This is a genomic window from Apibacter sp. wkB309 (genome assembly GCF_002964915.1).
Classification (GTDB): Bacteria; Bacteroidota; Bacteroidia; order Flavobacteriales; family Weeksellaceae; genus Apibacter.
The window spans coordinates 578015-592598 of record NZ_PSZL01000022.1; the positions used below are offsets into that span (position 1 = coordinate 578015).

A 14584-nucleotide genomic window follows, 5' to 3' on the forward strand; every position below is an offset into this window, starting at 1 on the left:
AAATGAAGATAAAACTATTAAGCCTAAGCTTCGCTTTTGCATTCTTTACTGCCAATGCATTTGCTCAAAATAACGTTCCGGCAGTTGATTCCCTTGCTTTAAAAAACTGGTATCATCAAAGTTATGAAAAAACCGGTATTTATGGTGTAGGGACTACTGATGCTATTGAATTTCTAAAGTCTAAGGGACTTAAACCCTCTCCTATTATCGTAGGAGTAATTGATAGTGGTGTACAAATTGATCATCCGGATTTGAAAAATAATATTTGGAATAATCCCAAAGAAATCGCTAATAACGGTAAAGATGACGACGGTAATGGATATGCTGACGATGTTCATGGATGGGATTTTATCGGTGGAAAAGATGGAAAAGATGTAGACCACGATACTATGGAATCAACCCGTATAGTTTCTTTATATGAAAAACTATTCGAAACCGGTGATCTGAAAACGAATGAAAAAAATCGGGAAAAGTATCCGAACGAATTTAAAGAATATCAAAGAGCTAAATTTATATATGATAAAGATTTAGGAGAAGCTAAAGATGCCCTATCTAATATTGACGAGCAAAAAGCTTTGATAAGACAAATGACCACTGAATTACAAAATGCTCTGGGTGACAAACCTTTGACTCTTGAAAATGTAAATGAGGCAACTTTTAGCATTCCTCAATATAAACAGGCTTTCCTTCAGATGATTGCAAACAATAGCGATTTGGAAGGAAAAAATGCAACTCAAATCAATATGTTAGCAGATAGTGAAATGGGGGAAGCAGTTAAATACTATTCCGGTAAAGTAGATTACATGCTTAATAAAAGTTATGATCCTCGCTACATTGTAGGTGATGATTATACAGATATTAAGGAAAAACATTACGGTAACAATGAAGTGGAAGGCCCGGATGCATTACATGGAACTCATGTTTCCGGTATAATTGCAGCAGTTAGAAATAATAATATAGGTATGGACGGTATAGCCGGGGATGTTGCAAAAATCTTAGTAGTTCGAGCCGTTCCGGATGGTGATGAAAGAGACAAAGATATTGCCAATGCTATATATTATGCTGTTGATAATGGTGCTAAAGTTATAAATATGAGTTTTGGTAAGCCTTTTTCTCCTAATAAAGAGAGAGTATGGGAAGCTATGAAATACGCGGAAAAAAAGGGCGTATTAATGGTTCATGCTGCCGGTAATGATAATAAAAATGTAGATACTGAGTATAATTATCCAACCAATTTTAAGGACAATGAGCATAAATCTTTTGTAAACAATTGGATTACCGTAGGAGCCAGTACTCGATATAATAATGCATTGAAAGCATCTTTTTCCAACTACGGAAAAGAAAAAGTTGATATTTTTGCACCAGGATTAGAAATTTACTCTACCGTTACCAAAGGAAAATATAAATTTTTACAAGGTACCAGTATGGCTTCTCCGGTTGTTGCAGGATGTGCTGCCCTTTTATGGTCTTATTTTCCTCAGTTAACTGCTGAACAAGTGAAAAATATATTATTTATAACAGCAAATAAATCTACTATAGAAGTAACGGCAGGTGGCGAGAGTGAAAACAGTCCTATGATTAAAACAACTTTTGATCAGCTTTCAGCGACCGGAGGTGTTGTAGATGTTTTTAGAGCCGTTAAATATGCGTATGAAAATTTCAATCCTGACAAAGGGAGTAAAAAAGGAAAAAAATAAGTTGAATATTCTTTATATAAAAAAAGCTATTTTAAATAAAATAGCTTTTTTTTATGTTTTAAAATTAACATTATGAAATTTTACTAACTCCTTCCGTTAAAGCTTTAATTAAATTTTTTAAAGGTTTTTCAACCATGGCAGATATAAACATATTAAATTTACCATCGAAAGTAAATTGAACTTCACTTGAACTTTCTGTAACCTGATCTATCAATAAACTTAAGTCAAAATTCAAAGTTTCTTTAGCCGAACTTAATATAATTTTTGAATAAGGAATTCTTTCTTTCATTTTCAAGGCAATTTCAGGCATTCCTTTTAATGCAAAAACAAATCCATCTTCATCTGCCTCAAACTTATCTATGGTTTCAGGCATGAACTTTTTAAATTCAGAAGGCTGAGATGCTAACGTGTAAATATCTTCTGCCGATTTATTAACCAGTATTTTTTCTCCTTTAATATTCATTTTTGTAATTTTGGTAAAAACAAACACAAATGTACAAAATTTCTGTAAACGAAAGATTTCTTACCCTTGGTAAAAATAAGAGAAAAGGTGCTATTAACCTTCCATACGAAAATTCGAAAACTTTGGTATACGCTCTGGATATTTTGTACCATACGAAAGTAAACTCCATTCATGTTTATTCTTCTGAAACAAAAAAAGTTTGGAAAAAATTACAAAAAATAGCTACGCCCGTGTATGCAGCGGGAGGATTAGTTAATAATAGTAAAGACAATTATTTATTTATTAAAAGAAACGGTTATTGGGATTTACCGAAAGGTCATGTGGAAGAAAATGAAACTTTTAAAAAAGCTGCCAAACGAGAAGTAGAAGAAGAATGCTCTATTTCTAATTTAAAATTAAAAAAATACCTAACGACAACTTATCATGTGTATCAATCTGAAAAAAAATACTTTTTAAAAATAGTTCAATGGTTTGAAATGATGTATGATGGAAATGAAAAACCTAAACCTCAAAAAAATGAAGGAATTGATAAAGCCCAATGGATTAGAAAAAAGGATATTCCTAAGCTTATGAAGAAAACCTATGTAAATATCAGGGAATTAGTCGACACTTATGTTTTAACTAATTCTCGAATTAAAAAATAATTAATATAAAATTCAATAAAAAAAGGAGTACTATAATTACTCCTTTTTTTCTTTTTAAATCGTATGATTTTTAGAATGTAAATTGCATTCCAAATTTAACTCCGAATTTATTAACATCCGGCATATGTAAGTAATTTCCTCTCCAGTTAAAATCTACTCTAAAAATTCTTAAATTTCCAAACCCTATATTTTCGATACCAAAACCATATTCATAATAAATATCTTTATTAGGTGCTACATATCTGATATTAGAAGCATTCATATTCTTAGAACCTTCAGATATATCTCCCCAAACACCTCTGAAAATTGCTACTTCTCTTAATTGTAATTTTTTCAATAAAGGAATATAGGAAAATATCCTTCCGTTAAAGTGATGTTCAACATGCAATGCCGTATAAATATCGGTTACGAAATCATAGTAATCCAGCAATGAAAAGGTATTATTTACAATACCGTAAGACTGGTTACCCGGTATGATTCCTAACAAGGATAAGGGCAATTTATTGAACGATTTACCGAATTCAAAAGTAACATTCGATTTACCAATCGGTCCCCAAAGGATCGGATGATTGTATAAAAATTGTATTTTATCATAGTTAAAATCACCATCCAACACTCCATTGAATCCTTTTATATATTTTAAAATTAGAGTCGGAGATAAAGTTGTATGCTCATATCTGTCTAATCCAAAACGAGAATATTTAGCTCCCGGTCTTGCTTGAATACTAAATGTTAAATGAGAATCATACAAATCGTTTTTAATATCTCCTTTTTTGTTGTAATACCCTATATTAAATTTGAAAGGATTCGCCGATTGTATGTATTGATAAGTTCCATCTAATCGCAATTGTACGTTTTTCCACGGTTCAATAGATAAAAATGCATTGGTTTGATTGACAGAACTCAAATATTCATTACTTCCTCGGGATATGATGGAAGATGACGCAAAAGAACGGGTCATTATTCCCTCATTTTCTGTAAGCGAAGTCCCTAACTGAGTTATATCCCTTTTTGTTCCCGCACCTATCGTAAAACGATTGTATTTGTTTAACATCAAGCGCCCTTCAAAACCGTATTTAAATTGATCATCTTTAAATCCGTATGCCGTATATCCTTCCACTCTCCACATATCATTGGGAGAGAAAAACGTCCTAGCTCCTAAACGAATTCTGGTTCCTTCAACATCGTTATATCCTAGTGTTTGATACAGATTTCCAATATCAATAGCATTACCCACATTGATATAACCTGAGGAAAGGATTTGTACGGCATCTACAATATTTCTAAATAATCGGGTTTTAGATACCTTGTCTACCATTTCATAAGCCTTTTTATCATCTTCATTGAGACGATCCGGACGATTGTTGGCCCAAAAATCATCTTTCCTATTGTAAGCTCCTTCGGAAATAGGTTCCCATTGTTGATCTAATAGTTTTTCTACGGTACCTTGCGGCTCATCGAATTTATAATCATTATAAGTTATAGTACGTTTCGCAAACATACCTTTTCCTCCTTCTTTTTTAGTTATTAGAGACATATCCAGAACAGTGTAATTTCGTAATGGAATAAAAATTGAATCATTGACATTGTCATAATTCAATTCCATATAGATGTCTTTAACGAAGTTTACATTAATACCCGAAGTGGATTGTAAGGTTACTTGCTTTACTGCATAAGTATCTTTGGTAATATATAAATCTCCTTTAAAAGTAAGCTCATTATCTCTTCGAGGCCTATATTTAATATAATAACAATCAACTCCATCTACGGAAACTGTATCAGCTAATAAATAATCGTATACGGAAAATCCAATAGTAGCTACCGGACTAGTGAATCCTTTATTAAAAAAGTTTAACACATTATCGTATATGTTAACATCTTTATACAAATTTTTAACCGTATTGGCTACAATATCATTATTAGGAATTCCGGAAGCTTTATTTCCTCTTAAAAAGGATTTTTCTCTTTTGGAAGGTGTATTTTGTCCTACTATATCGGAAAGGGATTCGTTAAGAAAAACAGGAATATACGTTTTACCTGAGATATCTAATGTATCTATGTCTTTGGCTGAAATGTTTAATTTTTTAAAGATTTTTTTACTTATAAAAGCACTATCAACATTATTTAAATCAAATTCGATTTTCTCATATTCTTTATATTGATAATTCTTAAAATTAGTCAAACCGTTGGTTCTTCTTCTCTTCCATAATTCACGCAATATGCGGTATGCAGGATTTTCTTTTTTTGGTAAACGTTTTTTCGGAAAACCGGTAACTACTACCTCGTCTATTTCTTTTTCTTTGCTTACGGTTCCTTTATCGGTTGATTGGCTACTATTTTTGTTTTTTAATTTGAGATTTACAATTAAGCCTAGATTATCACCCCTTTGTAAAGGTATATATTTTGTTGGGTATTTATCTGTAATAATTTGTAACGTGTCAATGTATTTATTGGATTGTAATTCAAAATTCCCGTCACTGTCGGTAGAAGCATAAACCTGAGTATTTTTAAGAAAAATATCAGCATCCGGAATTGGCTTTTCTGTATCTTCATCTAGCAATTGACCGGTAACTCTAACGTAATTAACTTGCTGGTTTGAAGATGATGATATAGTATCCGTATCAATTTTAGTTTGATTGGTAGTTGATGGAGGAATTGAGGATGAACCAATCTTATCTTTTTCAGAGAATTTAATAATTAAATTTAAGTTTTGTTTTTTATTGACAGGAAATGACTTTTTCTTATAATTTACAATCTGAACAACTATAGAATCAAAGTTATTTTTAGATTCGAGTGAAAAATATCCAATATTATTTGAAAGGGTTGAAATCTCGGGAGCTTCAGGAAAAGATATTTTTGCTCCTTCAATAGGACGTTGGGTATCCTGGTTTATAATTACCCCCGTAATTTTGATTTGTGCATTATAAGATAAACTAAATAAAAATGCAAACAAAAAAAGTAATTTATTACTCATTGAACGTTATTTAAAAAAACAAAAAACTTTCGTTTGTAGATATCGAACAAACGAAAGTCTTAGTATAAATATTATATTATATGTATGTGGTTCTCAACAAAACAAAGCTTTACCGTTTTTCAAGAACTTCATCAATAAGTCCATATTCTTTAGCTTCTGAAGCAATCATCCAATAGTCCCTATCTGAATCCTTCTCAATTTTTTCAAAAGGTTGACCGGAATGCTCTGCCAAAATTTCATATAATTCTTTTTTCAGCTTTAAGATCTCCTTTAATGTAATTTCCATATCGGAGGCTTGCCCTTGAGCTCCTCCCAATGGCTGATGAATCATAATTCGGGAATGTTTCAATGCTGATCTTTTTCCGGCAGCACCGGCTGTCAATAATACGGCTCCCATAGAAGCAGCCATACCGGTACAAATAGTAGCCACATCGGGCTTAATAATTTGCATGGTATCGTATATACCTAGTCCGGCATAAACTCCTCCACCTGGAGAATTAATATATATTTGAATGTCTTTATTGGCATCTGTACTTTCCAAGAACAATAATTGAGCGGTTACAATATTGGCTATTTGATCGTCTATACCTGTTCCCAGGAATATAATTCTATCCATCATCAACCGAGAGAACACATCCATTTGTGCTACATTTAATTTTCGTTCTTCAGTAATATATGGAGTCATTGAATTTACATACTGATCTACCGCCAGACTATTAATTCCCTGGTGTTTTACTGCATATTTATGGAACTCTTTTCCTAAATCCATTTTTATTAATCTTTTTCTAAAATTTTTTACTTAATTTTCTCACTAAAATTATACCAAACAAGAGTCCCTATAGATAAGACTTTATTTTGTCAGCAATTTCAGTAAATTCTTCCGAACTCAGTGTCAATTTGTTACCAAAATTCATGTCTCCGATAGCGTTTAATGGGATCAGATGAACATGAACATGGGGAACTTCCAATCCTTGTACAGACATTCCTACCCGTAAACATGGAATAGCTTTCCCTACTGCCTGAGCAACTCTATAGGTAAAATCCATTAATTCATCATATTCTTCTTTGGGCAAATCAAACAGTTTATCGGTTTCTTTTTTAGGAATTACTAATACGTGACCTATTACTATTGGAAATGCATCTAAAAAAGCAAGGTGTTTTTCGCTTTCTGCAACTTTATAACAGGGAATTTCTCCTGCTACGATTTTTGAAAATATACTTGCCATAGGTTGTAAATTTAGCTTATTAATCTAATGAAATTTCTAAAATTTCAAAATTAATTCGATTACCGTTCGGTAAATTGATTTCGGCAGTTTCTCCTACTTCCTTTCCTAAAAGACCTTTAGCTATGGGGGTATTAACAGAAATTTTTCCGGTTTTTAAGTCGGTTTCCGTATCCGGAACCAAGGTATACTTCATCTCCTGTCCATTGGCAGTATTCTTTATTTTAACAGAACATAATATAGCTACTTTAGAAGTATCAACTTGCGATTGATCTATTATTTTAGAATTTGAAATTATATCTTTAAGCTTAGATATACGCATTTCAAGCAAACCTTGTGCTTCTTTAGCCGCATCGTATTCCGCATTTTCAGATAAATCACCCTTATCCCTAGCTTCAGCAATTTGCTGTGTGATTTTAGGTCTTTCAACTTGTTCCAATTGATCAAGTTCCTTACGTAATTTATCTAGACCTTCTTTCGTTACATAATTCATGATACTATTTTTTGTAATTTTGCGTTGTAATTTATAAACATAAAAAAAATAACCCGACTCTTCACTGTCGGATTATCCGTATGCAAATTTAGCAAATTTATTATGATTAAAAAATTAATTCTTTATATATTATTAATTTCACAGTTATTCTTCTTCATCCAATGCGAAAATGGAAATAAAACAATTAGTTGTTTTCCTAATTCTTCTATAAGTTATTCAGCCGATCTCAATTTACCTCAGTTCCAAAAATTATCCGGTATTAATGGTTATGCATATATTGAAGCGGGTCCATTAACCGGTACTAAGGGCTTAATATTGGTTAGAATAGAGGCTAATAAGTTTTTAGCCTATGATAGAAATGCTCCGCATATTTGCCCGGGACCTAATACCCAATTGGAAGTAAAGGACGATTTTTATATCTATTGTCCTGAAGATGGAGCAAAATGGTCTCTAACCTCAGGTCAACCGTTAGAAATAGCTGATCGGGCACCTAAAATTTATCCTGCGCAATTGGTTGGAAATACAGTTATAATATCGTATTAATTTTATATAATATTTTTTATACTTATTAGTTATAATAATATACTTGTATAGTATACAAAAATTAATGCATTGCCTGAGCAGCTGTGAATTGTTTTCAAATTTATTTAACTACTTATTCACGCCTTTTTTTCAATTAAGCTTTTTATACCTATTAGATTAGAGATTTCTTATTTTTAATTTAACTTATTGATCGTCATTAAGATGCTGTTTGCAAGTCTCAACAAAATAATTGATTAGTTTGGGTCTTATTTTGAAAATAAGTATGGGTATCTGTTTGTAGTTTATGAATATCTGGGTATTGGTGTTGTTTTTGTTATGGGTAACAGCCTTAAATATTAATCTTTGAATCTGTATGGATTTTTTTTTCTAAAAAAACTTTATATCATTCTATCCTTGTAAAAACATTTAATTACACTTTTTCTATTTAGAAAAAAATCGAAAAAATTAAGGATCGTAATACAAATAATAAGGCATATACCCGAAAAAGCCGTAAATTCGAAAATCGAATTCAAAATAAATTAATAGATATCCGCAGTATGCTTGATAATAAGAATCCATATAAAACTTCAATTTCAGAATATGGTGAATTTGGACTGATCGAACATCTTACTCAAAATTTCAAACCCAACCATCCTTCTACTCTACAAGGAGTCGGAGACGATGCCGCCGTGTTGGATCCAAAAGATAAAAAGGTGTTAGTTTCTACCGATATGCTATTGGAAAATATTCATTTCAATTTGGCTTATACCCCTTTAAAACATCTAGGTTATAAGTCTGTAGTTATCGGACTCAGCGATTTGGTTGCCATGAACGCCGTTCCGGAACAAATACTGATTTCCATAGCCGTATCCAATCGTTTTCCGGTAGAAGCATTGGAAGAAATATACACGGGAATCAACCTGGCGTGTAAACACTATTCTATAGATTTAGTCGGAGGAGATACCACTTCATCCAAGCTGGGATTGGTAATAAATATTTCTACCGTGGGTTATGCTCATAAAGACGAGATTGTCTACCGAAAAGGAGCAAAACCCAATGACCTTTTGGTTGTCAGCGGTGATCTGGGCGGTGCTTACTTCGGATTACAAGTATTGGAACGTGAAAATTCTGTTTTTAAAGTTAACCCAAACCTTCAACCGGATTTATCGGGGTATACTTATATTTTGGAAAGGCAATTAAAACCTGAAGCACGTACGGAAATTAAAGTGTTACTTAAAGAAATGGACGTACATCCTACTTCTATGATCGATATTTCTGACGGATTGGCTTCTGAAATCATTCATCTTTCTCAACAAAGTAACGTTGGCTTCTCCATTTATGAAGAAAAAATCCCGATGGACAGCCAGGTAATTACCACGGCGGAAGAATTCGGTATCAATCCCGTAACAGGTGTATTAAACGGGGGAGAAGATTATGAAATTTTATTTACCATCCCTATTGAAGATCATGATAAGATCAAACATAATCCTAACTTCACCATTATCGGTCATGCTACCGAAACGGTTGAAAATGTTTTGATAACCAAAGGAAATACACAGCGCATTCCGTTGAATGCTCAAGGCTGGGATGCTCATTTTTCCAAGAAAAACTAAGAGTATAAAACGATAATTTGTATACAAAAATTTGCAGCAATAATAAAACAAGTAGTATATTTGCAAACTTAACTAATAACGGGACGGGATCCCAAAATAAAAAATTATGGCAGTAAAAATTAGATTACAAAGACACGGTAAAAAAGGAAAACCGGTTTTTCACATTGTTGTAGCAGATTCTAGAGCTAAAAGAGATGGTAAAAACATCGAAAAATTAGGAATTTACGTTCCTACAACCAACCCTGCAACCATTGAATTAAATGTTGACAGAGCAGTGAGCTGGTTAGAAAAAGGAGCTCAACCATCAGATACAGCAAAATCTATCCTTTCTTATAAAGGTGCTTTATTAAAAAAGCATTTGAACGGAGGGGTTAAAAAAGGAGCTTTTTCGGCGGAAGAAGCAGAGAAAAAATTCCAAGCTTGGTTGGAAGACAAAGAAAAAGCTATTCAAGCTAAAAAAGACAAATTGGCTTCTTCTAAGCAACAAGCGAAAAAAGAAAAGCTTGAAGCTGAAAGAAAAGTAAATGAAAGCCGTATCGCTGCTCAACAAAAAGCAGAAGAAGCAGAAGCTAACGATGCAGAGGAAGTAGTAGAAGCAATCATCGCAGAAGATGAAGCTGCTACTGATGCTCAGGCTGAAACTAATGAAGAACCTAAAGCCTAATTAGATTCATGCAATTGGAAGATTGTTACTACCTAGGCACAATCACTAAAACTCATGGTCTGAAAGGTCATCTGATTGTTAAGCTAGACACAGATGAACCGGAGGCTTACAATAATTTGGAATCGGTATTTATTAATATCAATGAAATGCCGGTTCCTTTTTTTCTAAATGAATGTCAACTCTATAATAAAGATTCATTACGTGTAAAATTTGAAGATACTTCTATCAATTCACAAGACTTAATAGGAACGCAGCTGTACCTTCCTTTAAATACATTACCTAAATTAAAAGGAAAACAATTTTATTATCATGAAGTTATACACTTTTCTTTAGTAGACGAAAACCTACAAAAGATTGGAGAAATTACTGAAATAAACGATAACAGCGCACAAGCTCTTTTTATTATAAAACTATCGAAAAATGATAAATTTATTTACATTCCTGTTATTAATGATTGGATTATTGAAGTAAACAGAAATGATCAATACATTTCAATGACTTTACCTGAAGGAATTTTGGATTTATAATTCATTGGAAATTTATTTTTGAAAATACCATTTCTAAGTAGTTTCAAAAATGAGAATTTAATTTGATTTATTTAAAAGTTAGTATATTTAGTCACTAATACTCATAAAATGGAATATTTAGATTTTGAATTGCCTATAAAAGAATTAGAAGACCAGCTTAAAAAATGGATCGAGCTTGGTAAAGAAAGCGGAGTAGATATAAATTCTACTTGCAAAGAAATCGAAAAGAAAATCGAACAAACCAAACATCAAATATACGATAACCTTACCCCTTGGCAAACCGTACAATTATCCAGACATCCCTCTCGTCCTTATTCGTTAGACTATTGCAGTGCCATCACTGATAATACGTTTATTGAGTTACACGGAGACCGCAACTATGGCGATGATAAAGCCATGATTGGAGGATTGGGAAGAATTGACGGTAAAACCTTTATGATTATCGGGCAACAAAAAGGTAAAAATACCAAAGAAAGACAATACCGTCGTTTTGGTATGCCCAATCCTGATGGCTACCGAAAAGCACTACGTTTGATGAGAGTTGCTGAAAAATTTAACATTCCTATTCTAACTTTAATAGACACTCCGGGAGCCTATCCGGGACTAGATGCCGAAGAAAGAGGACAAGGAGAAGCCATCGCGTATAATATTGCTCAGATGTGCCAAATTAAAGTTCCGATTATTTGCGTTGTTATTGGTGAAGGTGCCAGTGGAGGTGCGTTGGGAATCGGTGTAGGAAATAAGGTTTACATGATGGAAAATACTTGGTATTCCGTAATTTCCCCGGAAAGTTGTTCCTCAATTTTATTCAGAAGTTGGGAATACAAAGAAGTTGCTGCCGAAAATCTTCGTTTAACTCCTAAAAATTCTTTGGAATTAGGCATTATTGACGGAATTATTAAGGAACCGCTTGGCGGGGCTCATTACAACCCGGAAGGAGCTTTTATGTCTCTAAAAAATCAAGTTTTGGAGGCCTATAATGAGCTTTCTAAAATGTCTCCTGATGAGTTGGTGGAACACAGACAAAATAAGTTTATTAATATGGGTGTATATAGCGAATAGTTATCTACATACATTTTCCATATTATAATATAATACAAGCCCCTGTTTTTTATAAAGGGGCTTTTTCTTTTTTATTCTTTCATTTCAATACTTTCAATTGAAGTTGAAAAGACCTATTCAATATCTTTATACCCCTCTAATATAATTAAAGGGCTGTTAAATTATTGAACTTATATTTATATAATTCTTATTAAAATTCTATATTTAAGCATGGAATTAGACCTATCAATATCAATCATTCGGGATTATATAAAAAATAAACATTCTTCGGATAAAAGTGGACATGATTATTGGCATATTGAGCGGGTAGTCACTAATGCCCAAAATATTCTCCTTCACGAAAAAGCTGATCGTTCTAAAGTTTTATTGGCAGCCTGGCTTCACGATGTTGGAGATTATAAACTCCATAATGGAACGGACCGTACTGAAGAACTCGTATTTCCATTACTGTCTTCTTTATCATATCCGAAAAGTTTCATTGAAGATATCATTAAGATTATTAACGAAGTTTCGTATAAGGGCGGACATAATCCCCCTCCTACTTCACTTGAAGCAAAAATTGTTCAGGATGCCGATCGATTGGATGCGATAGGTGCTGTAGGAATAGCTCGAGCATTTGCTTATGGTGGCACCAAAGGTCGAGAATTGTTTGATCCGAACGAAAAACCGACCGAATATACGGAAAGTGCTTCCTATCAAAAAAGCACTTCGTGTACGATCAATCATTTTTATGAAAAGCTATTGAAGCTGAAAGATTTGATGAATACCAATATTGCTAAAGAAATGGCTGAAGAAAGACATTTATTTATGCTGAAATTTTTGGAAGAATTTTATAAAGAAATTGGATACTCTAGATAATAAAACCGAATTAATAAATACACTCTATACTGAAAACCACCGGACACAAAGATCGTTAGATAGCCCTATAATCGGCAAAATTGAATAAATATTTAGTTTATGTTTAGTTTAAATTAGTTTAAACAATCAGAACTGCCACAGTGGTTATTTCAGTATATATATTTTTAGACTCTAAGATCGGAATTTATTCCTAGTAGATGTTCATATTTTAGTAAAATAGGATTTACTTCCTGATCTAAAAACTCTTCTGTTTGTTCCGGAGCAAAGCCGATGAAATTGGATGGATTAATCAATTTCATCAATTTTTCTTTGTCAATATTTATTTTTTCATCTTTGATAATTCGTTCGATTAAATCATTTGGCTTTCCTTCCATTTTTACTTTTTTTGCTGCTTCCATAGAATGTTGACGAATGATTTCATGAAGTTCCTGTCGGTCTCCTCCGTTTTTAACTCCTTCCATAATGATGTATTCGGTTGCCATAAAGGGCAATTCTTCATTAATATGCTTTTCAATCATTTTAGGATATACGACCAATCCGTCCAGGATATTATTCCAGATTAATAAGATGGCATCTATGGCTAAAAATGCCTGAGGTATGCTCAACCTTTTATTTGCAGAATCGTCTAATGTTCTTTCAAACCATTGAGTAGAAGCAACCATTGCAGGAGAAGTTGCTAAAGAGATTACAAATTTAGCTAATGAAGCAATTCTTTCAGATCGCATCGGATTACGCTTGTAAGCCATGGCGCTGGAACCTATCTGATTTTTTTCAAACGGTTCTTCTATTTCTTTTAAGCTTTGCAACAAACGCAAATCATTCGTAAACTTATGTGCAGATTGTGCAATATTGGAAAGTACTTCTAGTGCCTGAGCATCTATCTTTCGGTCATAGGTTTGTCCACTTACTTTAAAAACTTTTTTAAAGCCGAATCGTTCTGATAATTTCCGGTCCAATTCCTTGACTTTTGAAAAGTCCCCGTCAAACAATTCTTTAAAACTGGCAGCTGTTCCGGTAGTACCTTTTACTCCTCTGAAACGTAATGTTTCCAAACGATATTCTAAATCTTCCAAATCTAATAAAACCGATTGCAACCAAAGAGTAGCTCGTTTACCAATCGTTGTTAATTGTGCCGGTTGAAAATGAGTAAACCCTAAGGTAGGATGGTCTTTATACTTGAGAGCAAACGAATGCAATCCTTTAATAACATTAATCAATTTTTTCTTCACCAGTTCGAAACCGTCACGTATTTGGATAAGATCCGTATTATCCCCTACAAAGGCAGAAGTTGCCCCTAAATGAATAATGGGACGTGCTGCCGGTGCTGCATCTCCATATGCGTGTACATGGGCCATAACATCATGACGAAATTTTTTTTCGTATTCGTCTGCTTTCTTAAAATCTATTTTCGATACGTGTTCTCTAAGCTCTTTTATTTGCTCGTCCGAAATATCTAAACCAAGCTCTTTTTGTATTTCTGCCAGGGCTAACCATAATTTTCTCCAAGTAGTAAATTTTTTTTCAGGAGAAAAATTGTACAACATTTCATCACTGCAATAGCGGCTTTCCAACGGATTTTGATACGTATTCATTTTATCTTCTTGGTTATATTGATTAAATCAGCTCAAAAATAAGGATTTAATTAAGATGCTCCTTTAAAAATTTTAAATTATGAAAGTTTACTAATTCACTTTGTTTTTGATATTATTAAAAATATCTTTTTTTTGGAAGATTCTATTATTAAAAAATGAAAAGGTGAATTACTTAAAATTCACCTTTTCCAGCTAAGTGAATTAATATCTTACTGACACTAATTTTACTTAACAATAAACAGCTAAAACAAA

14 protein-coding genes are annotated in these 14584 nt (G+C 32.9%); 8 read left to right on the forward strand and 6 right to left on the reverse strand.

Annotation, left to right across the window (positions count from 1 at the left end; genetic code table 11):
• The first annotated feature begins 2 nt into the window (after positions 1–2).
• Positions 3–1697 (forward strand): S8 family peptidase, encoded by a 1695-nt coding sequence (locus tag C4S75_RS08445; RefSeq protein ID WP_105297859.1) that lies wholly within the window; start codon positions 3–5, stop codon positions 1695–1697.
• A gap of 70 nt (positions 1698–1767) precedes the next feature.
• Here the strand turns inward: C4S75_RS08445 and C4S75_RS08450 are convergent, their stop codons facing one another.
• Positions 1768–2160: an SRPBCC family protein gene (locus tag C4S75_RS08450; RefSeq protein WP_146105599.1), complete on the reverse strand. Its 393-nt coding sequence runs from the start codon at positions 2158–2160 to the stop codon at positions 1768–1770.
• Between the two features lie 29 nt (positions 2161–2189).
• Between C4S75_RS08450 and C4S75_RS08455 the strand changes: the two genes are divergently transcribed.
• Positions 2190–2804, forward strand: a complete 615-nt coding sequence (locus C4S75_RS08455; RefSeq protein ID WP_105297861.1) for an NUDIX hydrolase — start codon at positions 2190–2192, stop codon at positions 2802–2804.
• Between the two features lie 70 nt (positions 2805–2874).
• On the opposite strand, the gene C4S75_RS08460 is transcribed toward C4S75_RS08455, so the two are convergent.
• From C4S75_RS08460 to greA, 4 genes are all read right to left on the reverse strand, one after another.
• Positions 2875–5778: a DUF5686 family protein gene (locus C4S75_RS08460; protein ID WP_105297862.1), complete on the reverse strand. Its 2904-nt coding sequence runs from the start codon at positions 5776–5778 to the stop codon at positions 2875–2877.
• A 109-nt stretch (positions 5779–5887) separates the two neighbouring features.
• Complete coding sequence (clpP, locus tag C4S75_RS08465) at positions 5888–6547, reverse strand: ATP-dependent Clp endopeptidase proteolytic subunit ClpP (protein ID WP_105297863.1); 660 nt, start codon at positions 6545–6547, stop codon at positions 5888–5890.
• Positions 6548–6614: 67 nt separating this feature from the next.
• A complete protein-coding gene (locus C4S75_RS08470; RefSeq protein WP_105297864.1) occupies positions 6615–7004 on the reverse strand; it encodes an HIT family protein in 390 nt (129 codons plus the stop codon).
• Between the two features lie 19 nt (positions 7005–7023).
• A complete protein-coding gene (greA, locus tag C4S75_RS08475) occupies positions 7024–7494 on the reverse strand; it encodes a transcription elongation factor GreA (RefSeq protein ID WP_105297865.1) in 471 nt (156 codons plus the stop codon).
• 102 nt (positions 7495–7596) lie between these two features.
• Between greA and C4S75_RS08480 the strand changes: the two genes are divergently transcribed.
• From C4S75_RS08480 to C4S75_RS08505, 6 genes are all read left to right on the forward strand, one after another.
• Positions 7597–8037: a hypothetical protein gene (locus C4S75_RS08480; RefSeq protein WP_105297866.1), complete on the forward strand. Its 441-nt coding sequence runs from the start codon at positions 7597–7599 to the stop codon at positions 8035–8037.
• Between the two features lie 536 nt (positions 8038–8573).
• A complete protein-coding gene (gene thiL, locus C4S75_RS08485; RefSeq protein WP_105297867.1) occupies positions 8574–9629 on the forward strand; it encodes a thiamine-phosphate kinase in 1056 nt (351 codons plus the stop codon).
• A 106-nt stretch (positions 9630–9735) separates the two neighbouring features.
• Positions 9736–10293 (forward strand): 30S ribosomal protein S16, encoded by a 558-nt coding sequence (locus tag C4S75_RS08490; RefSeq protein WP_105297868.1) that lies wholly within the window; start codon positions 9736–9738, stop codon positions 10291–10293.
• A gap of 8 nt (positions 10294–10301) precedes the next feature.
• On the forward strand, positions 10302–10820 hold the full coding sequence (gene rimM, locus C4S75_RS08495) for a ribosome maturation factor RimM (protein WP_105297869.1): 519 nt from the start codon (positions 10302–10304) through the stop codon (positions 10818–10820).
• Positions 10821–10928: 108 nt separating this feature from the next.
• Entirely contained in the window at positions 10929–11882 is a 954-nt protein-coding gene (locus tag C4S75_RS08500; protein WP_105297870.1) for an acetyl-CoA carboxylase carboxyltransferase subunit alpha, read from the forward strand.
• 210 nt (positions 11883–12092) lie between these two features.
• Positions 12093–12740: an HD domain-containing protein gene (locus C4S75_RS08505; RefSeq protein ID WP_105297871.1), complete on the forward strand. Its 648-nt coding sequence runs from the start codon at positions 12093–12095 to the stop codon at positions 12738–12740.
• A gap of 164 nt (positions 12741–12904) precedes the next feature.
• On the opposite strand, the gene purB is transcribed toward C4S75_RS08505, so the two are convergent.
• Entirely contained in the window at positions 12905–14332 is a 1428-nt protein-coding gene (gene purB, locus C4S75_RS08510; RefSeq protein WP_105297872.1) for an adenylosuccinate lyase, read from the reverse strand.
• Positions 14333–14584: the final 252 nt, after the last annotated feature.